This window comes from Streptomyces toxytricini, assembly GCF_014649915.1.
Classification (GTDB): Bacteria; Actinomycetota; Actinomycetes; order Streptomycetales; family Streptomycetaceae; genus Streptomyces; species Streptomyces toxytricini.
The window spans coordinates 68671-95645 of the sequence record NZ_BMTY01000012.1 but is presented as its reverse complement, the minus strand read 5'-3'; the positions used below and the strand labels follow the sequence as shown (position 1 = coordinate 95645).

Sequence of the window (26975 nt, the reverse complement as noted above, 5' to 3'; positions counted from 1 at the left end):
GTGAGCCGCGTCGCGGGCGGTGTCGGCCCGGACGGCTAGCCTTTCCGGGTGTCCGCGCGCCCGTCCCCCCTCACCGACCCCGAGCAGCTCAAGGAGCTCCTCGGCATCCCGTTCACCCCGGAACAGCTGGACTGCATCACCGCGCCGCCCGCCCCGCAGGTCATCGTGGCCGGCGCCGGCTCCGGCAAGACGACCGTCATGGCCGCCCGCGTGGTCTGGCTCGTCGGCACGGGCACGGTCGCACCGGGCGAGGTCCTCGGCCTCACCTTCACCAACAAGGCCGCCGGCGAGCTCGCCGAACGCGTCCGGACCGCCCTCGCCCGCGCCGGCGTCACCGACCCCGACCCGGCACCGGACGCCGCGGGCTCCGACGCCGCCGGCGGCGAGCCCCGCATCTCCACCTACCACGCCTTCGCCGGTCAGCTCCTGAAGGACCACGGCCTGCGCATCGGCCTGGAGCCCAGCGCCCGCCTCCTCGCAGACGCCACCCGCTTCCAGCTCGCCGCCCGCGTCCTGCGCGAGGCGCCCGGCCCGTACCCGGCGCTCACCAAATCGCTGCCCGACCTGGTCAGCGACCTGCTCGCCCTCGACGGCGAACTCTCCGAGCACCTCGTCACCCCCGACCGGCTGCGCGCGTACGACACCGCGCTCCTCGACGAACTGGCCGGGACCCGCCTGACCAACGAGGACCTCCGCAAAGTCCCCGAAGCCGTCCGCGGGCGCCTCGAACTGCTGGAGCTGACCGAGCGCTACCGGGCCGCCAAACGCTCCCGCGACCTCCTCGACTTCAGCGACCAGATAGCCCTGTGCGCGGAGCTCGCCACCACCCGGCCCGAGGTCGGGGCGCTGCTGCGCGACGAGTTCCGCGTCGTCCTCCTCGACGAGTACCAGGACACCTCCGTCGCGCAGCGGCTGCTGCTGTCCGGGCTGTTCGGCGGCGGCACCGGACACGCGGTGACCGCCGTCGGCGACCCCTGCCAGGCCATCTACGGCTGGCGCGGCGCCTCCGTCGCCAACCTCGACGACTTCCCCGAGCACTTCCCGCACGCCGACGGCACCCCCGCCACCCGCTTCTCCCTCAGCGAGAACCGGCGCAGCGGCGGCCGCCTCCTCGACCTCGCCAACGGGCTCGCCGCCCCGCTGCGCGCCATGCACGAGGGCGTCGAGGCGCTGCGGCCCGCGCCGGGGGAGGAGCAGGCCGGGTCCGTGCGGTGCGCGCTGCACACCACGCACGCCGAGGAGCTCGACTGGCTCGGCGACTCCGTCGCCCACCTGGTCCGCACCGGCACCGAGCCGCGGGACATCGCCGTGCTGTGCCGGTCCGCCGCGGACTTCGCGCAGATCCAGGCCGCGCTCGCGGCCCGCGAGGTGCCCGTCGAGGTCGTCGGCCTGTCCGGGCTGCTGCACCTGCCCGAGGTCGCCGACCTGATCGCCGTCTGCGAGGTGCTCCAGGACCCGGGCGCCAACGCCTCCCTCGTCCGGCTGCTGATCGGCCCGCGCTGGCGCATCGGCGCCCGCGACCTGGCGCTGCTGGGCCGGCGCGCCCGGCTGCTCGTCGGCGGGGCGCGCGGCGAGGAGGACCCGGAGGGGCGGCTCGCCGCCGCCGTGGAGGGGGTGGACCCGGCCGAGGTCGTGTCGCTGGCCGACGCCCTCGACACGTTCCTCGACGGCCAGGGCGGCTCCGGCGGATCCGCCGGGGACGACGGGCTGCCGTTCTCCGCGGACGCCCGCGTCCGCTTCGCCCACCTGGCGCAGGAACTGCGCGACCTGCGGCGCTCCCTCGCCGACCCGCTGATGGACGTCCTGCACCGGGTGCTCGCCGCGACCGGCCTCGACGTCGAGCTGTCCGCGTCCCCGCACGCCCTGGCCGCGCGCCGCCGCGAAACCCTGTCGTCGTTCCTCGACGTCGCGGCCGGCTTCGCCTCCCTCGACGGCGAGGCCTCCCTGCTGGCGTTCCTCGGGTTCCTGCGGACCGCCGTCCAGTACGAGAAGGGCCTCGACCACGCCCTGCCCGGCGGGGAGAACACGGTCAAGGTGCTCACCGCCCACAAGTCCAAGGGGCTGGAGTGGGACGTCGTCGTCGTACCCGACCTGTGCGCGGGCTCCTTCCCCAAGCAGAAGCCGCCGGAGGCGTGGACCTCGTACGCGAAGGTCCTGCCCTACGCGCTGCGCGGCGACGCGGCCACCCTGCCGGGGGACCCCGAGTGGACCTCGGCGGGCCTGAAGACGTTCAAGGCGGCGCTGAAGGAGCACAAGGCGGTCGAGGAGCTCCGCCTCGGCTACGTCACCTTCACCCGCCCGCGCTCCCTGCTGCTCGCGTCGGGGCACTGGTGGGGGCCGTCGCAGAAGAAGCCGCGGGGGCCGTCGCCGTTCCTGGAGGCCCTGTACGCGCACTGCGCCGCGGGCCACGGCGAGATCGAGGCGTGGGCCGCCGAACCGGAACCGGAGGAGGAGAACCCGTCGCTGACGGCGGCGAAGGAGGCGGAACACGCCTGGCCGCTGCCGCTGGACCGGAAGTCCCTCGAGATGCGGCGCAGGGCCGCGGCCCTGGTGGAATCCCACCTGTCGACCGCCACCCGCACCCACGCCCCGGAACCGGAACCGGACCTGTGGCCCACCGAACCGGCGGGCGAGCCGACCGACCTCTGGTCCGAGGACCGGCCCGACGCCCCGGCCGCCGACGCACGGCCGGAACCCGGCCTGCCCGCACCCCCGGGCGCCGCTCCGGCGGACGACCTGTGGCCCGAGGACTGGGCCGCCGTCCCGGCCGCCGACGCACGGCCGGAGGCCGGCCACGGCCTGGCCGTGCCCGAGGCGCAGGCCGTCCCGACCGGGTCCGCGCCCGTCGTGCACCCTGCCGCTCCGGCGGACGACCTGTGGCCCGAGGACTGGGCCGCCGCCCCGACCGCCGACGCACGGCCGGAGGCCGGCCACGGCCTGGCCGTGCCCGCGGCGCAGGCCGTGCCGACCGGGTCCGCGCCCGTCGTGCACCCTGCCGCTCCGGCGGACGACCTGTGGCCCGAGGGCTGGGCCGCCGCCCCGGCCGCCGACGCACGGCCGGAGGCCGGCCACGGCCTGGCCGTGCCCGAGGCGCAGCCTGCCCTCCCGTCCGGGGCGGGGGCCGTTGCGGCCGACGGGTCGGTGGACGGCCCGTGGCCCGAGGAGTGGGCCGGAACGGCCGTTCCGGCAACGGGCGCCGCGCCCGGAGCGGCAGAGGCCGGCGAGCCGGCCGGCGGCCCGTGGGCCGGCCCCGGCAGGGGTTCGCAGGCTTCCGGGCGCCGGGGGCCCGGCGTGCCCGCGGCCCGGCGCGGCGGCTCCGGCGGGGGGCCCGTGCACGCGGAGGCCGGGCTCAGTCCCGAGGAGGCGCGGGCCGTTGCCTCCTGGGACCGGGACCTCGACGCCCTGGAGGGCGAGCTGCGCCGGTCGCGGGCCGCCGTCCGCGACGTCGAGCTGCCGGCCTCGCTCTCCGCGAGCCAGCTGCTCCGCCTCGCCGCCGACGAGCAGGGCTTCGCCCGCGACCTGGCCCGCCCCATGCCCCGGCCGCCGCAGCCCGCCGCCCGCCAGGGCACCCGCTTCCACGCCTGGGTGGAGTCCCGCTTCACCGAGCTCCCGCTGCCGTTCCTCGACGTCCTCGACCCCGCGGCCGACCTCCCCGGCTCGGACCAGGAGGTCGCCGACGAGGCCGACCTCGCCGCCCTCAAGGAGGCCTTCGAGCACAGCCCGTATGCCGAGCGCGTCCCGCACCGCCTGGAGGTCCCCGTCCAGGTCACCCTCGCCGGGCGGGTCGTCCGCGGCCGGATCGACGCCGTCTACCGCGCCCCCGCCGGGTCCCCGTACGCGTACGAGATCGTCGACTGGAAGACCGGCCGCGGCACCGACGCGGACCCCCTCCAGCTCGCCGTATACCGCCTGGCCTGGGCCGAAACCACCGGTACGCCGCTGCGCCGGGTGTCCGCCGCGTTCCTGCACGTCCGCAGCGGCCGCGTGGTCCGGCCGCGCAACCTGCCCGGCCGGGCCCGCCTTGAGCGGATCCTCCAAGGCAAAACGGGCCCGGGCGGCGGCCGCCGGACGGCCGGATAGGCTCGTGGGCATGAGCGAAACCCCGGCGGACAACGTCGTCCGCACGTACATCGACACGCACCGCGACGCCTTCCTCGACGACCTCGCCGAGTGGCTGCGCATCCCGTCGGTCTCCGCCCAGCCGGAGCACGCGGACGACGTACGACGCAGCGCCGAGTGGCTAGCCGCCCACCTCGCCAAGACCGGCTTCCCCGTCGCCGAGGTGTGGGAGACCCCCGGCGCGCCCGCCGTGTTCGCCGAATGGCCCAGCGACGACCCCGGCGCGCCCACCGTGCTGGTCTACGGCCACCACGACGTGCAGCCCGCGGAGCTCGCCGACGGCTGGCACACCGAGCCGTTCGAGCCCGTCGTCAAGGACGGCCGCATGTACGCCCGGGGCGCCGCCGACGACAAGGGCCAGGTGTTCTTCCACACCCTCGGCGTCCGCGCGCACCTCGCCGCGACCGGCGCCGACGCCCCCGCCGTCCACCTGAAGCTGCTGGTCGAGGGCGAGGAGGAGTCCGGCTCGGCGCACTTCCGCGCCCTCGTCGAGCGCGAGGCCGCCCGGCTCGCCGCGGACGTCGTCATCGTCTCCGACACCGGCATGTGGTCCGAGACGACCCCGACCGTCTGCACCGGCATGCGCGGCGTCGCCGACTGCGAGATCGACCTGCACGGCCCCGACCAGGACATCCACTCCGGGGCCTTCGGCGGGGCCGTGCCCAACCCGGCCACCGTCGCCGCCCGCCTCGTCGCCGCGCTGCACGACGCCGACGAGAAGGTCGCCATCCCCGGCTTCTACGACAACGTCGCCGAGCTGACGGACGAGGAGCGGCGCCTGATCGCCGAGCTGCCGTTCGACGAGGACGAGTGGCTGCGCACCGCCAAGTCGCACGCCGCGGCCGGCGAGAAGGGCTACTCGACGCTGGAGCGCGTCTGGGCCCGCCCCACCGCCGAGGTCAACGGCATCGGCGGCGGCTACCAGGGCCCCGGCGGCAAGACCATCGTCCCCGCCTCCGCCCACCTGAAGCTGTCGTTCCGCCTGGTGTCCGGGCAGGACCCGTACGAGATCGAGGCCGCCGTGCGGGACTGGGTCGCGGCCCGCGTCCCCGACGGCATCCGCCACTCCCTCGTCTTCGGCGCCCCGACCCGGCCCTGCCTGACCCCGCTGGACCACCCGGCGCTGCGCTCCGTCGTCCGCGCCATGGAGCGCGCCTTCGGCGAGAAGGTCCGCTTCACCCGCGAGGGCGGCTCCGGTCCCGCCGCCGACCTCCAGGACGTCCTGGACGCGCCCGTGCTGTTCCTCGGCATCTCCGTGCCGTCGGACGGCTGGCACGCCCCGAACGAGAAGGTCGAGCTCGACCTGCTCCTCAAGGGCGTCGAGGCCGCCGCCCACCTGTGGACCGACCTCGCCGCCCACTGGAGGCCCACCGCCTAGACCGGCGCGCCCGCCCGCCCGCGCCGCGCACCAAGAGCCGCACGAGTCACGCGTCACCCAGCCTGCCCGACCACGCCCCGGGGGAATTGGAAGCACCTGTGAGCACCCACACCGAGCACCCGATCACGCTCGCCGAGCCCGGCGGCATCGACCGCGCCGCGCACCACCGCCTCGACGAGGCCTGGCTCGCCGCCGCCTGGAGCCACCCGACGACGCGGGTCTTCGTGGTCTCCGGCGGCCAGGTCCTGATCGACGACACCCCCGACGGGGGCACCGGCATCGTCATGACCCCGGCCTTCGAGGCACCGCTCACCGAGACGCACCGCTACTTCCTGGGCACCGACGACGACGGCGTACGGTACTTCGCGCTCCAGAAGGACTCCCTGCCCGGCCGCATGGACCAGTCGGCCCGCCCGGCCGGCCTGCGCGAGGCCGGGATGCTGCTGTCGCCGCGTGACGCGAGCCTGATGGTCCACGCCGTCGCCCTGGAGAACTGGCAGCGGATGCACCGCTTCTGCTCCCGCTGCGGCGAGCGCACCGTCGTCGCGGCCGCCGGGCACATCCGCCGCTGCCCCGGCTGCGGCGCCGAGCACTACCCCCGCACCGACCCCGCGGTGATCATGCTGGTCACCGACGAGCAGGACCGGGCGCTGCTGGGCCGGCAGGTCCACTGGCCGGAGGGGCGCTTCTCGACGCTGGCCGGGTTCGTGGAGCCAGGCGAGTCGATCGAGCAGTCGGTGGTCCGGGAGGTCTGGGAGGAGGCGGGCGTCCGGGTCGGGGAGGTCGAGTACGTCGCCAGCCAGCCCTGGCCGTTCCCGTACAGCCTGATGCTGGGCTTCACCGCCCGCGCCGCCTCCTCCGAGATAGCCGTCGACGGCGAGGAGATCGAGGAGGCCCGCTGGTTCTCCCGGGAGGACCTGCGGCAGGCCATCGAGTCGGGTGAGGTGCTGCCCCCGTCGGGGATCTCCATCGCGGCCCGGCTGGTCGAGCGCTGGTACGGCAAGCCGCTGCCGCGGCCCTTGGCGCACAGCGCGTAGCCGCCGTCCGCCTGCGGACGCGCGAAGGCCCCCGCCGGCGGCGGGGGCCTTCCGCAGCTCCGTCCGCGGACGGGGCCGGTCAGACGGCGAGCGCCTGCTGCACCTGGGCCAGGCTCGGGTTCGTCATGACCGACTCGGTGCCGGCGGGCGAGACGACGAGCACGGTCGGGACGGTCTGGTTCCCGCCGTTCGCCTTCTCGACGAACGCCGCGGACTCCGGGTCCAGCTCGATGTTGATCTCGTTGTAGGCGATGCCTTCCCGGTCCAGCTGGCTCTTCAGCCGGCGGCAGTAGCCGCACCAGGTCGTGCTGTACATCGTCACGGAACCCGTGTCCTGCATGCTGCGCTCCTTCGTGGGGTGGGGGCCTGGGGTGGTCCGAGTACTCGAACGTACGGGACCGCGGAGCCATTCCCGCACCCGCGGGGAGCCCGGTACGTCAAGTACGACCGCGGCGGCCCCCCTGTGGACGGGCGTCCCGCCCGCCCCCGCGGACCTGGCAGCATGGCGGGGTGACAGCAGCAACGCCCTTCCCGTCCTTCCCCTCCGCCGCCGGGGGGCCCGACGGCCCGGCCGACGCGGTGCTCCAGGGCCTGGACCCGGAGCAGCGCGAGGTCGCCACGACCCTGCGCGGACCGGTGTGCGTGCTGGCCGGAGCCGGCACCGGCAAGACCCGGGCGATCACCCACCGCATCGCCTACGGCGTCCGGTCCGGGCAGCTCGCCCCGGCCAGTGTGCTGGCCGTCACCTTCACCAACCGGGCGGCCGGCGAGATGCGCGGCCGGCTGCGGAGCCTCGGCGCGGGCGGGGTCCAGGCGCGGACCTTCCACTCGGCCGCCCTGCGCCAGCTCCAGTACTTCTGGCCCCGCGCGATCGGCGGGGAGCTGCCCCGCCTCGTCGAGCGGAAGGTGCAGCTCGTCGCCGAGGCCGGCGCCCGCTGCGGCCTCCGCCTCGACCGCGGCGAGCTGCGCGACGCGACCGGCGAGATCGAGTGGGCGAAGGTCACCCAGACGGTCCCCGCCGACTACCCGGCGGCCGCCCGGAAGGCGGGCCGAGAGGCCCCCCGCGACCCGGCCGAGATCGCCCAGCTGTACGGAATGTACGAGCAGCTCAAACGCGACCGCGTGCTGATCGACTTCGAGGACGTGCTGCTGCTGACCGTGGGCATCCTCCAGGACCGCCACGACATCGCGGAGCAGGTCCGCAGCCAGTACCAGCACTTCGTCGTCGACGAGTACCAGGACGTCAGCCCGTTGCAGCAGCGGCTGCTGGAGCTGTGGCTCGGCGACCGCGACAGCCTGTGCGTCGTGGGCGACGCCAGCCAGACCATCTACTCCTTCACCGGCGCCACCCCCGACCACCTGCTGGACTTCCGCCGCCGCTACCCGCACGCCACCGTCGTCAAGCTGGTCCGCGACTACCGCTCCACCCCGCAGGTCGTCCACCTCGCGAACGGGCTGCTGGCGCAGGCGAGCGGCCGGGCCGCCGACCACCGCCTCGAACTGGTCTCCCAGCGCGAGCCCGGCCCCGACCCGGTCTACGCCGAGTACGCCGACGAGCCCGCCGAAGCAGAGGGCACGGCCGCCCGGATCCGCGACCTGATCGCCGCCGGCGTGCCCGCCGGCGAGATCGCCGTCCTCTTCCGCATCAACGCCCAGTCCGAGGTCTACGAGCAGGCCCTCGCCGACGCCGGCGTCCCCTACCAGCTGCGCGGCGCCGAGCGGTTCTTCGAGCGGGCCGAGGTGCAGCGGGCGCTGCTCGCGCTGCGCGGAGCCGCCCGCTCCGCGGGCAACGACCCCCTCCTCGACGACGTCGTCGAGCTCGGCGCCCAGGTCCGCGCCGTCCTCGGCTCCACCGGCTGGAGCCCCGAGCCGCCCGCCGGCTCGGGGGCCGTCCGCGAGCAGTGGGAGTCCCTGGCCGCGCTGGTCCGCCTCGCCGAGGACTTCGCCCGCGCCCGGCCCGGGGCCACCCTGGCGGACCTCGGCGTGGAACTGGAGGAGCGGCGGGCCGCCCAGCACGCGCCGACCGTCCAGGGCGTCACCCTGGCCTCGCTCCATGCGGCGAAGGGCCTGGAGTGGGACGCCGTCTTCCTCGTCGGCCTCACCGACGGCATGCTGCCGATCACCTACGCCAAGACCGACGAGCAGGTGGAGGAGGAGCGCCGCCTCCTCTACGTCGGGGTCACCCGCGCGCGCCACCACCTGACCCTCTCCTGGGCCCTCTCGCGCTCCCCGGGCGGCCGCCCCTCCCGCGGCCCCAGCCGCTTCCTGAACGGCCTGCGCCCGGGCTCCGGCGCCCGCGCCTCCCGCCCCGGAGGCGGCGGGGGAGCGGGCATCGAGCGCGGCCCGGCCCGGGGGCGGGCGCGCCGCGGGCCCGTCCGGTGCCGGGTCTGCGGCCGGACGCTCACGGAAGCCGGCGAGATGAAGCTGATGCGCTGCGAGGACTGCCCGTCCGCCATGGACGAGGGCCTGTACGAGCGGCTGCGCGCCTGGCGGGGCGTCCAGGCCGGCCGGCAGGGCCTGCCCGCGTACTGCGTCTTCACCGACAAGACGCTGATGGCGATCGCGGAGGCGGCGCCCGGCGAGGCGGGGGAGCTGGCCGTGATCCCCGGAGTGGGCGGCCGCAAGCTCGACCGGTACGGGGCCGATGTCCTCGCCATCTGCGCAGGCAGGGAGCCCGCCGGAGGGGACGGCGCCGACGCGTGAAAACTCGTCGGAAAAATAGTTTGCACATGCCTGCCGGATCCCCATAGGTTCTTAGCAACGGAAACGGTGGCTTCTGAGAAGCTCCGACTCTGTGCTGTACTTATCCGAATACGCATGGGACAGGCCCCCGGGCCCCCGTCCCCGAGACGCCGAGAGGAGGCGAGACCAGTGACCAGCTTCATCACCACCACCGCAATGACCGATCGCTCGGTCGCCGCTTCCTGCACGCTCGGCTCCTCCTCGCTCCTCCCGCTCACGGGTACCGGTCTGTCCGCGATTTCCGCCGACAGCCGCGCCCTGCCGGCCGCGCCCGCCGCGCTGCTCGCGAGCGAGCGGAATGAGCGACCGACCCAGGCACCGGTGGCAGTAAAGGCAGAAGCCCAGGCGCACGCCTATGGCTTTGCCGCCGCGGCCGGTGCCGGATCCAAGACGAAGCAGACGAAGCAGCAGCACCACCTGATGTGGGCCTTCCGTGGGCTCGAACCCTGGAGTGATCCAGCCTGATCCAGCGATCAGGCCGGCGCCTTCAGGGCCGCGGAACCCCACCCGGGATCCGCGGCCCTTCTGTTTGTCCCCGAACGGGGACGGCAGTCCGAAGGAGCCTCGGGACTGGCAAGACCAGGTACCAGCCGCCCCCGGCCGAACCGGGCCGGAACGACTAGACGAACAAGACGAGGAAGAAAACACCGTGCAACTCGAAGCGCACGCCCCGTCCGTACCGCAGACCCAGACGATCTCCCCGCCCGCAGTCCCGGAGGACTCCGCCTTGACTCCCCTCACCGCGCTGACCGCGCTCGACGACGCCATCGAGAACCTCGGCGTACCCGTCGCCTGCCGCACCTACGACCCGGAGGTCTTCTTCGCCGAGTCCCCGGCCGACGTCGAGTACGCGAAGTCCCTCTGCCGCACCTGCCCGCTGGTCGAGGCCTGCCTCGCCGGCGCGCTGGAGCGCCGCGAGCCCTGGGGCGTCTGGGGCGGCGAGCTCTTCGTCCAGGGTGTGGTCGTGGCCCGCAAGCGGCCCCGCGGCCGCCCGCGCAAGAACCCGGTTGCCTCGGCATGAAAGCCACCGGAACCATTGACCGCCCCCTGACGCACGACCCCCTGAAGCAGGCCCTCATGACCGCCCACACGACGAGCGAGAAGCCGCACGGCTCCGCCCCCGCAGACTTCACCACCACCGGCGCGATCACCTCGCGTCAGAACAGGACCCGCGAAATGCAACTCATCCCAGAAGCCCTGGCTCGTGCCCATATGGACGACCGGATGCGTGAGGCCGACGCCGAGCGTCGCGCCCTGCGCCTGGTCGCCGCCCGCCGCATGCAGCGGCGAGCCGAGCGCGTCTCGCTGCGCGCCCGCCGGGCCCTCGCCATGGCCGTCATGCACTGACGGCAGCCGCTGACGCCGCCGCGCCGCCACCACCCTGGCGGTGCGGTGGCACACCGGCCACCCGGGGGGACCGGTCCGCACGGACCGGTCCCCCCGGTGCGTTGCGGTGCCGCGCGGCCGCGGCGGGGATATCGTCTGGAGGTGGACCAGCAGACTCCCCCTCCCGACCCGTCGGGAACCGAGCCCGAGGCCGCGGTCTGCGCGCGCTGCGGCACCCGGTCCCCCGGCGGCGCCCCGCCGACCTGGACCTGCTCCGTGGAGAACGGGACCAGACAGTACTTCTGCGTGGACTGCGCCCGCGCCAACCTCCGTGCGATCGAGGGCCGCCTCGACTCGTCCTGGTGGTGACCGCCGCCCGCAGCCCCCGCCCGCTCACTCCTCCGGCAGGAACCCCGGCAGCCACGACTCCAGTTCGCCGCGCAGCCGCACCGTCGCCCCGAGCTGGCACAGCACCCCGATCGTGCTCAACGTCACCCGGTGGATCAGCAGGTACGACGGCGGCAGGTTGATCTGCCGGCCCAACTGGTGCGCGGGGGACCGCGGATCGGCTATCCGGGCCGCCTGCCCGCGCAGCCACGACCGCGTGAAGGTGAACTCCTCGGCCCCGATGGGCTCGACGATCGGCTTGAGGTACTCCAGCACCGCCTGCGGATCCAGCTCGATGGACTCCCGCACGAACCCCTCACCGCACAGGTGCCCGTATATCCCCTCGGCGTCGTCCTCCAGCGTCATCCGCAGCGAGGTGCCGATCGGCTCCGGCCAGCCGCCCGGCAGCCGGTCGACCGTGCCGAAGTCCAGCACGCCCAGCCGCAGCCGGCCCTCTTCCGCCTTGATGAGACGGAAGTTGCCCGGGTGCGGATCCGCGTGCAGCAGCCCCGTCCGTGCCGGGCCGGTGAAGAGGAACCGGGCCAGCAGCTGCCCGGCACGGTCCCGCTCCTCCCGGCTGCCGTCGGATATCACCTCCGACAGCGGCGTCCCCTCCAGCCACTCCGTCACCAGCACCTGCTCGCCCTGGTGCACCACGCGCGGCACCACCACATCCGGATCGTCCTCGAACGCCTCCGCGTGCATCCGCTGCGCCTCGGCCTCCAGGCCGTAGTCGAGCTCCTCCGCGACCCGCTCCTGCATCTCCTGGATCAGCGGCTTGAGGTCCATCCCCGGTACCAGCGGCCCCAGCAGCCCCGCGAACCGCCCCAGTTGGCGCAGGTCCGACAGCAGCGCCTCCCCGGCCCCCGGGTACTGCACCTTGACGGCGACCTCCCGGCCGTCGTGCCACACCGCCCGGTGCACCTGCCCGATCGACGCCGCCGCGGCCGGCACGTCCTCGAACTCCCGGAACGACTCCCGCCAATCCGGCCCCAGACGCTCGGCCAGCACCTGGTGGACCGTCTGCGCGGGCAGCGGCGGAGCCGCCTCCTGAAGCTTGGTCAGCGCCGCCCGGTACGGGCCGGCGAAGTCCTCCGGCAGGGCCGACTCGAAGACGGAGAGCGCCTGCCCCAGCTTCATGGCACCGCCCTTCAGTTCGCCGAGGGTGCGGAACAGCTGGTCGGCGGTGCGCTGCTGGATCTCGCGCGCCACGATCTCCGCCGACTTGCCCCCGATCCGCTTCCCCAGCCCCCAGGTGGCCCGGCCCGCGATGCCGAGCGGCAGAGCGGCCAGCTTGACGGTACGGGTGACCGCCTTCCGGGGAAGATCAGACATGCGCCCCTCCAATTCCCAGAGTGCCGTGCGGCAGGCGGCGGTTCGGGGGTGTCCTCCCCGCACCTGCGTCACAGCGCATCCTGTCATGGCGCCTTCCGGGCCCTCCGGACCGCACCGGCCGGCCCCCGCGCAGCCCGCACCGGCCGCCCTCACGCTCCCGCCGCCTGCGCCGCCGGCACGACCGCCGCCGCACACGGGCAGTCCGGATGCGGCTCCACGGCCGTCCGCTCCCAGTGCAGCGCCGGCAGGGCCGCCTCCCAGCGGGCGGCCGTGGAGGCCGGCAGCTCCCCGTCGAGAAAGGACAGGGCATGGGCCGCGGCCAGCCCCGCGACGGCCGTGGCCAGCCCCAGATCGCAGGCGGCCGCCGTCCGGCGCCGGTGCGCCGAGCGCCACTGCACCAGCATCCGAGGCCAGGCCGGATCCCGGTCCACGCGCTCCCGCTCCATGCACCCCGCGCACGCCGTGACCCCCGGCAGGACCAGCGGCCCCACCACCCCCGTGCCCTCCAGCACCCCCGCGTAAAGGTGCGGCACTCCGGTGGCGATCCAGTCGGCCGCCACCCCCGGATCCGGGGCCCAGGACTGGAGTCCGTCCCGGGGCACGACCACCACCAGTGCCGGCCCCGTCTCGTACCCTCCCCTCCCGGTGGACCGCGGAGCCCGCCCCGGCGCCGCCTCCCGCACCAGCGCCGCCGCGGCCTCGGCCCTGAGCCGGCCGACACTGCCGGGCCCCAGCCCGCCCGGAGCGACATCGGCCGGCTCGACCCGGCCCCCGTCGAGCACCTCGACCCGGCCCACGCCCGCAGCCGCCAGCACCGCCGCGACGACACCGCCCACCCGCCCGCTGCCCCGCACCACGACCCGTATCGCCCGCCGCGCCGCCACCCCGCGCAAGTCGCCCCCCGGCTCCCGGTGCACCAGCGACAGCGACCCCAGGTCGGGCCCGAGCCGCTCCAACGTCTCCGGCCTGCTGCGGACCGCCTGGGCCGGCGGCCCGCCCGCCGTGGCGTCGTCGAGCAGCCCGGCCGCCGCCAGCCGCCGCACCAGCCCGTCCGCCTGCCCCGCCGGCATGCCCATCGCCGACGCCTCCTCGCGGAGCCTGTCCATGCCCCGCGTCCCGTCGATCCGGTCGATCAGCGACCCGGTCGCCGTGTCCACCGGGCCCAGCACCACCGCGTGCGCCGGCGTCACCCCGAACTGGACCGTCTGCAGATCGCGCCACGCCCTCGCCAGGGCCGGCTTCACCTTCGGATACACGGCTCCCCCTTCCTCCGGTACGTCCGCCCATCGCCCCGCACCGCCTCGGCCACCCGTCCCCGCAACAGTGCCCGCCCCGCGCCCCGGACGCCCTCATTTGTCCACAGGCAAGACCTATAAGGCATATGAGATGCAGAACAAGGGGGTCGTTTCAGGCCGTTCCGCACCGATTCCCGCTGTTTCCTGCCGACCCCGTCCGAACCGCGGAGCGCAGACCCCCCGCCCGCCGCGAACCGGTACGGTCGGAGGCGTGTCCGCCGACCCACCGCAGCGCGCCGTCGAAGTCCGCCGCAGCGCCCGCCGCCGCAAGACCGTGTCCGCCTACCGCGAGGGCGACCGCACCATCGTCCTCATCCCCGCCCGCATGTCCGAGGCGGAGGAGCGGCGCTGGGTCGGGGCCATGCTCGACAAGCTCGCCGCCCGGGAGAGCCGGAACACCGTCGGCGACGGGGAACTGATCGGGCGCGCCGAGCGTCTGTCCGGGCAGTACCTCGGCGGCCGCGCCCGCCCGAGCTCGGTGCGCTGGGTCGCCAACCAGAACACCCGCTGGGGCTCCTGCACCCCCGCCGAGGGCAGCATCCGGCTCTCGCACCGCCTCCAGGGGATGCCCGAGTACGTGGTCGACTACGTGCTGCTGCACGAGCTCGCCCACCTCCTCGTCGCCGGCCACGGACCGCGCTTCTGGGAACTCCTGGAGGCGTATCCCCGCACCGAGCGGGCCCGCGGCTACCTGGAAGGGGTGGCCGCGGCGGAACGGCACCCCAACGTGCCGCCCCCGCGCGGACAATGAGCCGGAAGGGCGGCGCGCACCCGCGCGCCGCCGCGGCCTGGCCGCCGCTGCCGCCGGATACCGGGTTGATACCGACTTGGCCGGATGTCGTCGGATGCGGCTAGCCTGTGCGCCACGCAATTCACTGTCGGGATGGGGGACGGTCGTTACGTATGGCCAGGGAATTCCAACGCGGTCACAAGGCCAGGATCAGCGATCTCACGGCGGGCACCGACCTGTACGTGGGCGTGCAGATCGCCGGCCCCGGGCTCGCCTTCGACATCAGCTGCTTCGGCCTCGACGCCGATGAGCGGCTCTCGGACGACCGCTACTTCGTCTTCTACAACCAGCCGAAGTCGCCGGAGGAGTCCATCCAGCAGCTCGGCGCGCAGGCCGGCGACACCGAGTCGTTCCGCGTGACGCTGGACCGCATCCCGGCGAACATCCACAAGCTGTCCTTCACCGCCACCATCGACGGCGACGGACAGATGTCGCAGATCGGACCGGGCTACATCCGGATCGTGGCAGGCGGCGAGGAAGTCGTCCGGTACTCCTTCTCCGGCACCGAGTTCAGCACCGAGCGGGCCGTGATGCTCGGCGACTTCTACCTGAAGGACGTGTGGCGCTTCGCCGCCGTCGGCCAGGGCTTCGACGGCGGGCTCGCCGCGCTGCTGCAGAACTTCGGCGGCGAGGTCGCCGAGGAACCGGAGCAGCAGGCCCCGGCGGCCGCCGCCCCCGCCGCGGCACCCGGCTTCGCCCCGCCGCAGGCCGCCGCCCCCGCGCCGTCGTTCGCCGCTCCCGCCGCCCCGGCGCCCACACCCGCTCCCGCGCCGTCGTTCGCCGCCCCCGCCGCCGCTGCGCCCCAGGCGCCGCCGGCGCCTCAGCAGCCCCAGGCTCCGCAGCAGCCGCAGGCCCCCGCGCCGCAGTACCAGCAGCCGGCCCCCGCCGCCCCGGTGCACTCGGCCCCGACCATGGCCGCGCCGATCGCACCGTCGGCCCCGCATGCGCCGCAGCCCCCGGCCCCGTACGGCCAGCAGCCCGGCACCCCCTCCTACGGCCAGGTCCCGCAGCCCTCGTACGGCCAGGTCCCGCAGCCGTACGGCCAGCAGCCCCCGCACCAGCCCCAGCCCTCCTACGGCGGCCAGGTCCCCGGCCAGCAGGCGGCCCCCTACGGCCAGGCACCGGCCCAGGCCCCCGGCCCGTACCCGCAGGGCGTCCCCGGCCAGGTCCCCCGGGCCGCCGGCCCCGGCCTCGGCGCGGCCCTCCAGGTGTACAAGGAGGTCCCGACCGGCGCCCGCTGGACCGCGCAGAACCAGCAGCTGGTCCGGGTCGACCTCGCCATGGGCGGGCAGCCCGTCCTCGCCCGCCAGGGCAGCATGGTCCTCTACCAGGGCAAGGTCGACTTCAGCTACAAGGGCGCCGGCTTCGCCGGCCGGGTCGTCGGCAACGCCACCGGCCAGGAGATGCAGCTGATGCGCTGCACCGGCCGCGGCCAGGTCTTCCTCGCCGAGAACGGCGCCCACCTGCACACCGTCGAGCTCCAGGGCGACGGCATCTGCGTCTCCGCCGAGAACGTCCTCGCCTTCGACGAGTCCCTGCACCACGAGGTCCGCCGCATCGAGGGCCACGGCATCCCCGGCGGAGCCCTGTTCACCATGCTCTTCCAGGGCACCGGCACCGTGGTCGTCAAGACGCACGGCACGCCCGTCGTGCTCCCCGTCACCCCGACCACCTTCGCCGACAGCAACGCGATCGTGGCGTGGTCGGCGGCCTCCCAGGTGATCGTTTCCAGCCAGGTCCGCCTGCGGCGCAACGCCTACCCCGGCCACAGCGGGGAGACCGTGAACCTCCAGTTCCGCGGCGCTCCCGGCAACTTCATCGTCGTCCAGCCGTACGAGGTCTGAGGGAGCCCGTCATGAACGCAATGAACCAGCAGCTCGCGGGCTACGCCCCCACCCCCGTCACGGCCCGCATGGAGAACCACGGCCGGTCCATGCTCAAGGTCGCCATGCAGACCGGTCAGGACCTCTTCGCCCGCACCGGGTCGATGGTCGCCTACGAGGGCTTCATCCAGTACGAGCCCAACCCGCCGGCCCTGCGCCAGATGGCCTCGCAGTGGCTGACCGGCGAGGGCGCGCCCGTCATGAAGTGCAGCGGCGACGGCCTTCTCTACCTCGCCGACTACGGTGCGGACGTCGTCGTCGTCAACCTCGACAACGACGCCCTCTCCGTCAACGGCACCAACCTCCTCGCCTTCGACGCACACCTCCAGTGGGGCGTCGAGCGCGTGAAGGGCATGGCCAAGTTCGCCGGCCAGGGCCTGTTCAACGTGCAGGTCGCCGGGACCGGCTGGGTCGCGATCACCTCCCGCGGAACCCCGATCGTCGTCGACTGCGGCCGCGGCGAGGACGAGACGTACGTCGACCCGGACGCGCTCGTCGCCTGGTCCCCGAACCTCAAGGTGAAGGGCAAGCGCAGCTTCAAGGCCTCGTCGATGATCGGCCGCGGTAGCGGGGAGGCCTACCAGATGGCCTTCTCCGGCCAGGGCATCGTCGTCGTACAGCCCAGCGAGGACAGCACCGACCGGCTCCGGACCCGGGGCTGAGGGGGAGCGGACACCACCATGCAGAGCTCACTTTTCGCACACGCCGAGCAGCAGTCCCAGGACCGCTACGCCGTCCAGAACCCGCAGCTGCTGCGGGTCTCCCTGACCGGCACCGACGACGTCCTGGCCCGCAAGGGCGCCATGGTCGCCTACCAGGGCCTGATCGACTTCGACGGCGAGTACCAGAGCGGCAACCAGCGCAACGCCCGCCGCAACACCGGCGAGGGCCTCGACCTGATGCGCTGCTCCGGCCAGGGCACCGTCTACCTCGCGAACCTGGCCCAGTACGTCCATGTCGTCGACGTCGACCACGACGGCCTCACCGTCGACAGCAGCTACGTCCTCGCCCTGGACTCCGCCCTGCACACCGAGGTCATCGCGGTGGACAGCCAGTACGGCATCTCCGGCTCCGGCAAGTACCAGCTGAACATCTCGGGCCGCGGCAAGGTCGCCCTGATGACCTCCGGGCAGCCGCTGATGCTCCAGGTCACGCCCGACAAGTACGTCAACGCCGACGCCGACGCCGTCGTCGCCTGGTCCACCTCGCTGCGCGTGCAGATGCAGGCCCAGACCCACTCCAGCGGAGTGTGGCGCCGCCGCGGCAACACCGGCGAGGGCTGGGAGCTCAGCTTCCTCGGCACCGGCTTCGCCCTGGTGCAGCCCAGCGAGGTGCTGCCCCCGCAGAACGCCCAGCTCGGGCAGGGCGTCGCCGCGCAGTTCGGCGTGGGCCAGCAGGGGGCGCGCGGCCAGAACCAGAACAACGCCTGGAACTGACCGCTCCGGCCGCACCCGCGGCCCCGCCGCACGGCGCGAGGGGCGGCCCGCACACCGCGGGCCGCCCCTCGCATCCGTTCACGTCCGGCCGGTCAGAGCCGCGCCAGGGTCGCCTCCACCAGCCGCACGACCGAGGTGTCGGCCACGGCGCCCACCTCCGCGTACGGGAACCAGCGCAGGTCGAGCGACTCGTCGCTGATCTCCGCCTCGACGCCGGCCGGCGCGAGCGCCGCGTACTGCACGTCCAGGTGCCAGTTGCACGGCGCCGGGATCGGATGCCGGTCGAGCCGCACCGGTCCGCCCGGCAGCAGCGCCAGGCCGGAGCCGATGCCGGACTCCTCGACGGCCTCGCGCAGCGCGGCCGCCTCCAGCGTCGCGTCGCCCGGCTCGCAGTGGCCGCCCATCTGCAGCCACATGCCGAGCTTGCGGTGCAGGGTCAGCAGCACCCGGCCGCGCGACGGGTCGACCACCAGCGCGCTGCCGGTGACGTGCCCCGCCCGGCACGGCTTGTACATGCCGTCCGGATGCGCGGCGAGGTGGTCCAGGTAGACGTCGCGCAGGGCGCGCTGCTCCGCATCGCCGCCCTCGTACCCCTTGAGGGTCAGGACCGCGTCCTCGTGGAGGCTCACTTCGCTCCTTCGCCCTCGCCGCCGTCCTCGCCTTCCCGGCCGTCGGTGCCGCCCTGCCCGCCCTTGCCGTCCTGGCCGCCCTTGCCGTCCCGGCCGCGCTGCTCGGCGGCCTCGCCGAGCATCTTGTCGAGCTCGGAGAAGTCCGGGTGCTCGCGGTGCACGAAGCCGTCCGGGTCGTCGAGGTCGGTGGCCGTAGGCAGCATGTCCGGGTGCTCCCACAGGCCGTCCCGGCCGTCGACGCCGCGGGCGTCGGTCAGCGAGGCCCACAGCCGGGAGGCGTCCCGCAGCCGGCGCGGCCGCAGCTCCAGCCCGATCAGCGTCGCGAACGTCTGCTCCGCGGGACCGCCCGAGGCGCGCCGGCGGCGCATCGTCTCGCGCATGGCGTCCGCCGAGGAGAGGCGGGGCTTGGCCGCCGCGTGGACCACGGCGTCCACCCAGCCCTCGACCAGCGCGAGCGCCGTCTCCAGGCGGGCCAGCGCGGCCTTCTGCTCGGGTGTGTCCTGCGGCTGGAACATGCCGCCCTGGAGCGCCTCCTGCAGCTGCTCCGGGTTGGTCGGGTCGATCTGCCCGACGACGTCCTCCAGCTTGGAGGTGTCGACCTTGATCCCGCGGGCGTACCCCTCGACCGCGCCGAACAGGTGCGAGCGCAGCCACGGCACGTGCGCGAAGAGCCGGGCGTGCGCCGCCTCGCGCAGTGCCAGGTACAGCCGCACCTCCTCCGACGGGACGCCGAGGTCCTTGCCGAAGCCCTCGATGTTCAGCGGCAGCAGGGCCGCCTTGCCCGCCGGGCCCAGCGGCAGGCCGATGTCGGTCGAGCCGACGACCTCGCCTGCGAGGACGCCCACGGCCTGGCCGATCTGCTGCCCGAACATGGCCCCGCCCATGGAGCGCATCATGCCGAGCAGCGGGCCCGCCATGGCCTGCATCTCCTCCGGCAGGACGCCGCCCATGGCCGCGCCGACCCGCTCGGCGACCGGGTCGACGAGCTCCTTCCACACCGGCAGGGTCGCCTCGACCCACTCGGCGCGGCTCCACGCCACGGCCGTCGTGGCGCCGGAGGGGAGCGAGGTCACGTCGTCCAGCCAGTGGTCGGCGAGGCGCACGGCCTCTTCCACCGCGGACCGCTCCGCGATGCCGACGCTGGTGTCCTTCACCCCGTCCTGGGTGCCCTGCGCGACGGTCCGGCGGGCGACGTCCTTGGCCATGTCCCAGTTCACGGGGCCGCCCTCGTAGCTGAGCATCTGGCCCAGCTGCTGGAACGCCGCGCCGAGGTCGGCCGGGTTCATCGCGCCGAACATGGCCGCGAACGGGTTGTCCCCGGCGCCCGGGCCGCCGGGGCCGCCGGGCAGGCCGAAGCCGCCGAACCCGAACGGATTCGGGCCGCCCTGCCCGCCCTTCTTCTTGCCCTCGTCGCCGTCCTCCGGCTCCTCGGGCGGAAGGCCGAATCCGAATGGGGTGTCGCTCACGGGTTTCCTCGGCTCGTAGGGCCGCCGGCGGGAGCCGGCGGGCAAGTGGTCCGACAACACCAACCAGCGTAGACACCACTCCCGGTTCCGGGCTCGGTGCTCCGCCGACTCCTGGGCTGCGGCAGGATGGACATCACCTGGTGGGTACGCGTCACGGGCGCGTCCCTACTGAAGACAACCGCTGGAGACGCCTGGTGAGTTCCCCAGATCCGCAGGTTCACGAGCCCGACGACGCCGAGAACCGCCCCGAGCACGGTGACAGCGCCCCCGGCGTTCGCCAGCCGCGAAACCACGCGGGCCGCCGCCGGAACAGCCCGGTGATCGCCGTGACCGGCGCCGCCTCCGGCGTCGGCGCCGCCCTGGTCCGCCGCCTCGCCGCCTCCGACGAGGTCAAGCAGGTCGTCGCCATCGACGAGCGGCGCGGCGACTGCGCCGCCGCCCAATGGCACGTCCTGGACGTCCGCGACCCCGCCATCGCCGACAAGCTGCGCGGCAGCGACGTCGTCGTCCACCTCGCCCTCGACCTCGACCTCGAGACGGACCCCGCGGCCCGCACCGCGTACAACGTCCGGGGGACCCAGACCGTCCTGACCGCGGCCGCCGCGGCCGGCGTCCACCGGGTCGTGCTCTGCACCTCCGCCATGGTCTACGGGGCGCTGCCCGACAACGACCTCCCCCTCTCGGAGGACTCCGAGCTGCGCGCCACCGCCGAGGCCACAGGCGTCGGCGACCTGCTGGAGATCGAGCGGCTGGGACGCCGTGCGCCGCGCGCCCACCCGGGCCTCAACGTCACCGTCGTCCGCCCCGCCGTCCTCGTCGGCGGCACGGACACCGCCCTGACCCGCTACTTCGAGTCCCCGCGCCTGCTCGTCGTGGCCGGATCCCGCCCGACCTGGCAGTTCTGCCACGTCGAGGACCTCGTCAGCGCCCTGGAGTACGCGGCACTGGAGAAGGTCGAGGGCGAGCTGGCGGTCGGCTGCGAGGGCTGGCTGGAGCAGGACGAGGTCGAGGAGCTGAGCGGCATCCGCCGCATGGAGCTGCCCTCGGCGGTGGCGCTCGGCGCGGCGGCCCGGCTGCACCGGATCGGCCTGACGCCGTCCCCGGCCGGCGACCTCGCGTACACCATGCACCCGTGGGTGGTCAGTGTCAGCAGGCTGCACGCCGCCGGCTGGCGGCCGCGCTGGACCAACGAGGAGGTGCTGGCCGAGCTGCTCCAGGAGGTCGCGGGCCGGCACACGGTCGCGGGCCGGCGGCTCGGCCGCAAGGACGCCACCGCCGCGGGCGCCGCGGGCGCGACCGTCGCACTGCTCGGCGCGGCCGCGGTCGTCCGCCGCGCGCGCCGCCGCCGGGGGATCTGAGGGACGTCCTGCCGCACCCCGCCCGGCCCGCCCCCGCGGGCCGGGGGCGGCCGGCCCTGTAGGAGGCTCCATACGCCGGGCCCGTACAGCCGGTCGAAACGGCTATACCGCGCGGCGGGAGCGGTGGTGCACGATGGCCCCATGGCACCGCACTTCGACCACCCCGGCGAGCAGGCCGCCCAGGACCCGGTCCGGCTGCTCGCGATCCGCGACACCCCCCTCTCCGTCGACGAGGTCTTCCGGGCCGTCGGCGACGACGAGACCGGCGGCACGACCCTCTTCGTCGGCACGGTGCGCAACCACGACGGGGGCGCGGACGTCGAATCCCTCGGCTACTCCTGCCACCCCTCGGCCGAGGCGGAGATGCGCCGCATCGCCGAGCGCGTCGCCGCCAAGTACCCGGTGCGCGCGCTGGCGGCCGTCCACCGCGTCGGCGACCTGTCCGTCGGCGACATCGCGGTCGTCGTCGCCGTGTCGTGCCCGCACCGCGGCGAGGCCTTCGAGGCCTGCCGGATGCTGATCGACGACCTCAAGCACGAGGTGCCGATCTGGAAGCACCAGCGCTTCTCCGACGGCACGGAGGAGTGGGTCGGGGCCTGCTGAGCCGGCCCGCGGACGCAGGCGGGACCCCGCCCGCGGCGCCCGTCGGCCGGGGCGGTACTCTCCCACCCGTTCGGCCGCGCAACACGCCCTCGATTTGCGTAACCCCCCCTTGGGCAGGAGCGTTGAAGCCACCAACGACACGCACATTCCCAGGGGCAGGGAGGCACGTCCATGGCGTCACTGGCGTGGTTGCTGATTCCGCTGTTCGCCGCGATCGGCGCGGCGATATGGGGCAGCTGGGCGGCCCGCGACCGCACCCAAGGCGACATATCCGAGCTCGCCGGCTACGCCCGCTTCCGCGAGGCGATGGACCGGGCCGACGGCGCCCGGGCCGGGGCGGCGGCGCACTCCGCGACCGACACCGCCTGAGGCCCCGCCGGCACCGCCCGCCGCACCCCGTGCACACCGACCGGGGCGAACGGCCCGGGCGGCCGCCGCACAGGACCGTCCCGTACTGTCGATTCCATGCCACGCCGCACAGCGACGATGCTCGCCGCCACCCTCATGCTGTTCGCGCTGCTCTGCGCCGGGGTGTTCATCAAGGTGCCGTACTCGGAGATGAGCCCCGGTCCGACCGTGAACACGCTCGGCGATTCGCGCGGCGCGCCCGTCATCAGCATCGGCGACCGCACGACGTACCCGACGACGGGCCACCTCAACATGACGACCGTGCGGGTCACCGGCGCGGACTACGACATGAACCTGCTCGAAGCGGTCCACGGCTGGCTCTCCGGCGACAACATCGTCGTCCCGCACGAGAACCTCTACCCGAACGGGAAGACCGAGGAGCAGTCCACCCAGGAGAACGCGGAGGAGTTCAGCCAGTCGCAGGAGAGCGCGAAGGTCGCCGCGCTGAAGCAGCTCGGCATCTCCGTCCCCACCCGCGTCGTGGTCTCCTCCGTCGTCAAGGGCAGCCCCTCCGAGGGCCGGCTGCACGCCGGGGACGAGGTCAAGACGGTCGACGGCACCCCCGTCACCGCACCCGGTGACGTGGCCAAGCTCGTCACCAAGCACAAGGCAGGCGAGCCCGTCGAGTTCGCGGTCGTGCCCGCCGCCGAGGCCGAGGAGGCCCGCAAGTCGGGCCGTGCGCCCGCGGCCCGCACGGTCGGGATCACGACGGCGAAGGCCGAGGGCGACGGGCACGCCATCGTCGGCATCCGGGCCGGCACCGCGCACACCTTCCCGTTCCCGATCGACATCAAGCTCGCCGACGTCGGCGGCCCGAGCGCGGGCCTCATGTTCGCCCTCGGCATCGTCGACAAGCTGACGCCCGGCGACCTCACCGGCGGCCGGTTCGTCGCCGGCACCGGCACCATCGACGACGCCGGCAAGGTCGGCCCCATCGGCGGCATCCAGATGAAGACGATCGGCGCCCGCAAGGCAGGCGCCCGCTACTTCCTGACCCCCGCCGAGAACTGCGCCTCGGCGGCGGGCAACGCCCCCGACGGCCTGACCCTCGTCAAGGTCTCCACCATCGGCGACGCCGTGCAGTCCCTGGAGAAGATCGCCAAGGGGGACACGGCCGGCGTGCCGCAGTGCGGCGACTCCTGACCTAGGCCCTAGGAGAACGTCGCGGCGAGCGCTTCCGCCAGCCCCGGCACCAGGCTCGCGCCGGTGAGCACCTCGGTCGAGGAGTCCTTCTCGCGCAGCCGGACCGCCGACTCGCGCGAGCCGTCGCGCAGCACCGCCACGGTCAGGCGGACCTCCTGCCGCTCCGGGTGGGCGGCGACCCACTTCGCGAGCTGCTTGTCGCTCAGCCCCTGCGGTACGGACGCCTCCGCGGACGGGGGCAGCATCAGCCGCTCCACCGTCAGGGCGCAGCCGACGACCGCGTCGGGCCAGGCGATCGTGCCCAGGAACTTGTCCAGGGGCATCCCGGCGGGCAGCTCGTCCTGCTCGACGGGGGTCAGCGACGTCCGGCCGGCGTCGTCCGCGTCGACGCCGAGCTGGTGGGCGAGGCGCGGCTCCTGCCGGCGCAGCCGGGCGGTGTCGACCAGGGCGAACAGCCGGGCGGGCCGGTCCCAGCCCAGTCCGGCCGCGTACTCGTCGATCTCGAGGCAGGCGCGGGTGAGCGGGCTGGCCGCCATCGGCGTGCCGGCGGAGGGGGAAACGTTGGACATGGACAACATCCTGCCTCCTTTCCGGCGCATACCGGGAACTGACGGAAGCCTCAGTAAGTTGCAGGAGTGGGCTTTACCATCAAGGGCCCAGGTAAAGAAACGTCCAGTAACAAGACTCAGCTTTCGAGGTGCCCACCTTGGCTTTCCAGATGCCGGACCGCGGCTCAGGCCCTTCGGGGCCACGGATGAGAGTCGGCCGCCCGTCCCGGCGCGCCCGCACTCTTCTGATGACCTTGGGCGTGCTGGCCGTCCTCGGCATGGCGTTCATCATGTTCGCGGGCTTCTGGACGGACTGGCTCTGGTTCCGCTCCGTGAAGTACTCCAGTGTGTTCACCACCACGCTGTGGACCAGGATCGGCCTGTTCGCGGTCTTCGGCCTGCTGATGGCAGGGGCGGTCGGCTTCAACATCTGGCTGGCCCACCGGCTGCGGCCGCCGCTGAGCGCGATGTCGATGGAGCAGCAGAGCCTCGACCGCTACCGGATGAGCGTCGCGCCGTACAAGAAGTGGCTCCTCCTGGGCATCTCCGCGCTCGTCGGCATGATCGCCGGCGCGTCCGCGGCGGGCCAGTGGAAGACCTGGCTGATGTACGTGAACGGGGTGCCCTTCGGCAGGAAGGACCCCCAGTTCGGGCTGGACGTCTCCTTCTACACCTTCGACCTGCCCTGGTACCGCTTCCTCCTCGGCTTCGGCTTCGCCGCCGCGGTGCTCTCGGTGATCGCCGCCGTCGTCGTGCACTACCTGTACGGCGGCCTGCGCGTGACCAGCCCCGGCGCCCGCGCCACGGCCGCCGCGACGGGGCACCTCTCGGTGCTGCTGGGCCTCTTCGTCACGCTGAAGGCGGTCGCGTACTGGCTCGACCGGTACGGCCTGGCCGTGAAGTCCAGTGACTTCAAGGCGGCGGACAACTGGACGGGCCTGCGCTACGTCGACGCCAACGCCTACCTGCCGGCGAAGACGATCCTCGTCGCGATCGCCGCGATCTGCGCGGTGCTGTTCTTCGCGACGCTGTGGCGCCGCACCTGGCAGCTGCCCGTGATCGGCTTCGGCCTGATGGTGCTCTCCGCGATCCTGATCGGCGGGCTGTACCCGGCCATCGTGCAGAAGTTCCAGGTCCAGCCGAACGAGCAGGCCAAGGAGTCCCCGTACGTCGAGAAGAACATCAAGGCCACGCGGGACGCCTACGGAATCGACAAGTCCGACGTCACGGACTATCCGGACAGCGAGAAGGCGGAGGACAAGGCCAAGCTGCGCCAGGAGGCTGCCACGACGGCGAGCATCCGCCTGCTCGACCCGAACATCGTCTCCCCGGCCTTCCAGCAGCTCCAGCAGGTCAAGGGCTACTACGCCTTCCCGTCGACGCTGGCGGTCGACCGCTACAACGGCCAGGACACGGTCATCGGCCTGCGCGAGCTGAACATCGGCGGCATCCCGAAGAACAACTGGATCAACGACCACTTCAAGTACACGCACGGGTACGGCGTGGTCGCCGCCAAGGGCACCACCGTCGGCGACCAGGGCGCCCCGGACTTCACCCAGTCCGACCTGCCCTCCCGCGGCCAGTTCGGCACGGACTTCGAGCAGCGCATCTACTACGGCGAGCGGACGACGCAGTACTCGATCGTCGGCGGGCCGCAGAAGGAGCTCGACTACTCGGACGACAAGGGCGAGAAGGAGACGAGCTACGAGGGCGACTCGGGCGTCAACCTCGGCAACCCGGTCAACCGCGCCGCGTACGCCCTCGCCTTCAGCGAGCCGCAGATCCTGTACTCCGGCGCCATCGGCGACGGCTCGCGGATCCTCTACAACCGGACCCCGAAGGAGCGGGTCGAGGCCGTCGCCCCGTGGCTGACGATCGACGGCGCCCCCTACCCAGCGGTGATCGACGGCCGGATCAAGTGGATCGTCGACGCGTACACGACGACCAACGGCTACCCGTACGCCTCGCGCACCACGCTGGGCCAGAGCACCGCGGACTCGCTGACCAACAGCCAGCGCGCGGTGGTGGCGCAGGAGAACCAGGTCAACTACATCCGCAACTCGGTCAAGGCCACGGTCGACGCCTACGACGGCACGGTCAGCCTCTACGAGTGGGACACCCAGGACCCGGTCCTGAAGACCTGGATGAAGGCCTTCCCCGGAACGGTCAAGGCGAAGTCCGAGATCTCCAAGCCGCTCATGGACCACCTGCGCTACCCGCAGGACCTGTTCAAGGTCCAGCGCGAGCTGCTCACCCGCTACCACGTCACCGACCCGCAGACCTTCCTCAGCGGCAGCGAGGCCTGGGCCGTCCCGGACGACCCGACGACCAAGGCCGGCACGGCGGTCCCGCCGTACTACCTGTCGATGAAGACCCCCGGCCAGGCGGAGAAGGACCAGGTCTTCTCGCTCACGACGACCTTCACGCCGAACGAGCGGGACAACCTGAGCGCCTTCATGTCGGTCAACGCCGACCCGGGCTCCAAGGACTACGGCAAGATCCGCATCCTGAAGATGCCGACGAGCAAGCCGGTCGACGGCCCGAAGCAGGTGCAGAGCAAGTTCCAGTCGGAGCCGAAGATCGCCGAGTCGATCCGGCTGCTGCGCGGCGGCGACTCCGAGGTGGAGTACGGCAACCTCCTCGCCGTTCCCATCGAGGGCAAGATGCTGTACGTGGAGCCCGTGTACGTGCGCAGCTCCGGTCTGAAGTACCCGCTGCTGCGCAAGGTGCTGGTGACGTACGGCACGCAGACGGCCTTCGAGGACACCCTGGACAAGGCGCTGAACGTGGTCTTCGGGGCGGAGGCGCCGACGACGCCGGTGCCGCCGGACCAGCCGGGCGACGGGACGGCGCAGCAGCCGCCGGCCCCGCAGGACCCGACGGTCAAGGCCGCCCTCGCCGACGCCCAGAAGGCGATCGAGGAGGCGGACAAGGCGATGAAGGCCGGTGACTGGGCGGCCTACGGCAAGGCCCAGGCCGACCTCCAAGCGGCGCTGAAGCGGGCGATCGACGCGGAGGCGAAGACGCCGGCCCCCAAGCCGGCCGGCTGAACGCGGTAATGGCTCGACCCCGTGTCGTGATACGCTGGTGTC

23 protein-coding genes are annotated in these 26975 nt (G+C 73.7%); 17 read left to right on the top strand and 6 right to left on the bottom strand.

What is annotated here, in order from left to right; genetic code table 11:
• Positions 1 to 48 precede the first annotated feature (48 nt).
• The 3 genes from IE170_RS16945 to nudC all read left to right on the top strand — a co-directional run bounded on the left by IE170_RS16945 (position 49) and on the right by nudC (position 6534).
• Positions 49 to 4080, top strand: a complete 4032-nt coding sequence (locus IE170_RS16945; protein ID WP_189810227.1) for a UvrD-helicase domain-containing protein — start codon at positions 49 to 51, stop codon at positions 4078 to 4080.
• Between the two features lie 10 nt (positions 4081 to 4090).
• Entirely contained in the window at positions 4091 to 5497 is a 1407-nt protein-coding gene (locus IE170_RS16940; RefSeq protein ID WP_189810226.1) for a dipeptidase, read from the top strand.
• A gap of 86 nt (positions 5498 to 5583) precedes the next feature.
• A complete protein-coding gene (nudC, locus tag IE170_RS16935; protein ID WP_223855972.1) occupies positions 5584 to 6534 on the top strand; it encodes an NAD(+) diphosphatase in 951 nt (316 codons plus the stop codon).
• 79 nt (positions 6535 to 6613) lie between these two features.
• Here the strand turns inward: nudC and IE170_RS16930 are convergent, their stop codons facing one another.
• Entirely contained in the window at positions 6614 to 6874 is a 261-nt protein-coding gene (locus tag IE170_RS16930) for a glutaredoxin family protein (protein WP_114054058.1), read from the bottom strand.
• A 68-nt stretch (positions 6875 to 6942) separates the two neighbouring features.
• Between IE170_RS16930 and IE170_RS16925 the strand changes: the two genes are divergently transcribed.
• The 5 genes from IE170_RS16925 to IE170_RS16905 all read left to right on the top strand — a co-directional run bounded on the left by IE170_RS16925 (position 6943) and on the right by IE170_RS16905 (position 10971).
• Positions 6943 to 9237, top strand: coding sequence for an ATP-dependent DNA helicase UvrD2 (locus tag IE170_RS16925; RefSeq protein WP_189810333.1), 2295 nt, complete (start codon positions 6943 to 6945; stop codon positions 9235 to 9237).
• Positions 9238 to 9405: 168 nt separating this feature from the next.
• Positions 9406 to 9741 (top strand): hypothetical protein, encoded by a 336-nt coding sequence (locus tag IE170_RS16920; protein WP_373299002.1) that lies wholly within the window; start codon positions 9406 to 9408, stop codon positions 9739 to 9741.
• Positions 9742 to 9925: 184 nt separating this feature from the next.
• Entirely contained in the window at positions 9926 to 10297 is a 372-nt protein-coding gene (locus IE170_RS16915; protein ID WP_114054060.1) for a WhiB family transcriptional regulator, read from the top strand.
• Positions 10294 to 10623 (top strand): putative WhiB-interacting protein, encoded by a 330-nt coding sequence (locus IE170_RS16910; protein ID WP_189810224.1) that lies wholly within the window; start codon positions 10294 to 10296, stop codon positions 10621 to 10623. The genes IE170_RS16915 and IE170_RS16910 overlap by 4 nt, the downstream gene beginning before the upstream one ends.
• A gap of 141 nt (positions 10624 to 10764) precedes the next feature.
• Positions 10765 to 10971 carry a hypothetical protein gene (locus IE170_RS16905; RefSeq protein WP_189810223.1) on the top strand — a complete coding sequence of 69 codons (207 nt, stop codon included), beginning with the start codon at positions 10765 to 10767 and terminating at the stop codon, positions 10969 to 10971.
• Positions 10972 to 10995: 24 nt separating this feature from the next.
• On the opposite strand, the gene IE170_RS16900 is transcribed toward IE170_RS16905, so the two are convergent.
• Together IE170_RS16900 and IE170_RS16895 are read right to left on the bottom strand one after the other, a co-directional pair.
• On the bottom strand, positions 10996 to 12324 hold the full coding sequence (locus IE170_RS16900; RefSeq protein ID WP_189810222.1) for an ABC1 kinase family protein: 1329 nt from the start codon (positions 12322 to 12324) through the stop codon (positions 10996 to 10998).
• A gap of 149 nt (positions 12325 to 12473) precedes the next feature.
• Positions 12474 to 13580, bottom strand: a complete 1107-nt coding sequence (locus IE170_RS16895) for a ThiF family adenylyltransferase (RefSeq protein ID WP_189810221.1) — start codon at positions 13578 to 13580, stop codon at positions 12474 to 12476.
• Positions 13581 to 13830: 250 nt separating this feature from the next.
• On the opposite strand from IE170_RS16895, the gene IE170_RS16890 reads away from it, so the two are divergent.
• The 4 genes from IE170_RS16890 (at position 13831) to IE170_RS16875 (ending at position 17728) form a co-directional block, all read left to right on the top strand.
• On the top strand, positions 13831 to 14370 hold the full coding sequence (locus IE170_RS16890; RefSeq protein WP_229884861.1) for a M48 metallopeptidase family protein: 540 nt from the start codon (positions 13831 to 13833) through the stop codon (positions 14368 to 14370).
• Between the two features lie 152 nt (positions 14371 to 14522).
• Entirely contained in the window at positions 14523 to 16253 is a 1731-nt protein-coding gene (locus IE170_RS16885; protein ID WP_189810219.1) for a TerD family protein, read from the top strand.
• 20 nt (positions 16254 to 16273) lie between these two features.
• Positions 16274 to 16954, top strand: a complete 681-nt coding sequence (locus IE170_RS16880) for an AIM24 family protein (RefSeq protein ID WP_125541263.1) — start codon at positions 16274 to 16276, stop codon at positions 16952 to 16954.
• Between the two features lie 18 nt (positions 16955 to 16972).
• Positions 16973 to 17728 (top strand): AIM24 family protein, encoded by a 756-nt coding sequence (locus IE170_RS16875; protein ID WP_189810218.1) that lies wholly within the window; start codon positions 16973 to 16975, stop codon positions 17726 to 17728.
• Between the two features lie 92 nt (positions 17729 to 17820).
• Here the strand turns inward: IE170_RS16875 and IE170_RS16870 are convergent, their stop codons facing one another.
• The gene (locus IE170_RS16870) at positions 17821 to 18357 is read right to left on the bottom strand and encodes an NUDIX hydrolase (protein ID WP_189810217.1); all 537 of its coding nucleotides are present in this window, start codon (positions 18355 to 18357) and stop codon (positions 17821 to 17823) included.
• On the bottom strand, positions 18354 to 19823 hold the full coding sequence (locus IE170_RS16865; protein WP_189810216.1) for a zinc-dependent metalloprotease: 1470 nt from the start codon (positions 19821 to 19823) through the stop codon (positions 18354 to 18356). Before IE170_RS16865 ends, IE170_RS16870 begins: the two co-directional genes overlap by 4 nt.
• A 194-nt stretch (positions 19824 to 20017) precedes the next feature.
• Here IE170_RS16865 and IE170_RS16860 point away from each other — a divergent pair, with 194 nt between their 5' ends.
• The 4 genes from IE170_RS16860 to IE170_RS16845 all read left to right on the top strand — a co-directional run bounded on the left by IE170_RS16860 (position 20018) and on the right by IE170_RS16845 (position 23335).
• Entirely contained in the window at positions 20018 to 21181 is a 1164-nt protein-coding gene (locus tag IE170_RS16860) for an SDR family oxidoreductase (RefSeq protein WP_189810215.1), read from the top strand.
• A gap of 141 nt (positions 21182 to 21322) precedes the next feature.
• Positions 21323 to 21784 (top strand): molybdenum cofactor biosynthesis protein MoaE, encoded by a 462-nt coding sequence (locus tag IE170_RS16855; protein ID WP_189810214.1) that lies wholly within the window; start codon positions 21323 to 21325, stop codon positions 21782 to 21784.
• 171 nt (positions 21785 to 21955) lie between these two features.
• Entirely contained in the window at positions 21956 to 22153 is a 198-nt protein-coding gene (locus IE170_RS16850; RefSeq protein WP_189810213.1) for a hypothetical protein, read from the top strand.
• 96 nt (positions 22154 to 22249) lie between these two features.
• Entirely contained in the window at positions 22250 to 23335 is a 1086-nt protein-coding gene (locus tag IE170_RS16845) for a YlbL family protein (protein ID WP_189810212.1), read from the top strand.
• Positions 23336 to 23343: 8 nt separating this feature from the next.
• Here the strand turns inward: IE170_RS16845 and IE170_RS16840 are convergent, their stop codons facing one another.
• Positions 23344 to 23913, bottom strand: a complete 570-nt coding sequence (locus tag IE170_RS16840) for a PPA1309 family protein (protein ID WP_223855882.1) — start codon at positions 23911 to 23913, stop codon at positions 23344 to 23346.
• A gap of 140 nt (positions 23914 to 24053) precedes the next feature.
• Between IE170_RS16840 and IE170_RS16835 the strand changes: the two genes are divergently transcribed.
• On the top strand, positions 24054 to 26933 hold the full coding sequence (locus IE170_RS16835; RefSeq protein WP_223855939.1) for a UPF0182 family membrane protein: 2880 nt from the start codon (positions 24054 to 24056) through the stop codon (positions 26931 to 26933).
• The last annotated feature ends 42 nt before the right edge of the window (positions 26934 to 26975 follow it).

What these genes read in the sequence shown, in the direction of transcription:
- IE170_RS16840 (WP_223855882.1), bottom strand. Translation starts at nt 23,913, where the DNA reads ATGTTGTCCATGTCCAACGTTTCCCCCTCCGCCGGCACGCCGATGGCG.
- IE170_RS16875 (WP_189810218.1), top strand. Translation starts at nt 16,973, where the DNA reads ATGCAGAGCTCACTTTTCGCACACGCCGAGCAGCAGTCCCAGGACCGC.
- IE170_RS16855 (WP_189810214.1), top strand. Translation starts at nt 21,323, where the DNA reads ATGGCACCGCACTTCGACCACCCCGGCGAGCAGGCCGCCCAGGACCCG.
- IE170_RS16880 (WP_125541263.1), top strand. Translation starts at nt 16,274, where the DNA reads ATGAACCAGCAGCTCGCGGGCTACGCCCCCACCCCCGTCACGGCCCGC.
- IE170_RS16845 (WP_189810212.1), top strand. Translation starts at nt 22,250, where the DNA reads ATGCCACGCCGCACAGCGACGATGCTCGCCGCCACCCTCATGCTGTTC.
- IE170_RS16835 (WP_223855939.1), top strand. Translation starts at nt 24,054, where the DNA reads ATGCCGGACCGCGGCTCAGGCCCTTCGGGGCCACGGATGAGAGTCGGC.
- IE170_RS16885 (WP_189810219.1), top strand. Translation starts at nt 14,523, where the DNA reads ATGGCCAGGGAATTCCAACGCGGTCACAAGGCCAGGATCAGCGATCTC.
- IE170_RS16850 (WP_189810213.1), top strand. Translation starts at nt 21,956, where the DNA reads ATGGCGTCACTGGCGTGGTTGCTGATTCCGCTGTTCGCCGCGATCGGC.
- IE170_RS16940 (WP_189810226.1), top strand. Translation starts at nt 4,091, where the DNA reads ATGAGCGAAACCCCGGCGGACAACGTCGTCCGCACGTACATCGACACG.
- IE170_RS16930 (WP_114054058.1), bottom strand. Translation starts at nt 6,874, where the DNA reads ATGCAGGACACGGGTTCCGTGACGATGTACAGCACGACCTGGTGCGGC.
- IE170_RS16910 (WP_189810224.1), top strand. Translation starts at nt 10,294, where the DNA reads ATGAAAGCCACCGGAACCATTGACCGCCCCCTGACGCACGACCCCCTG.
- IE170_RS16900 (WP_189810222.1), bottom strand. Translation starts at nt 12,324, where the DNA reads ATGTCTGATCTTCCCCGGAAGGCGGTCACCCGTACCGTCAAGCTGGCC.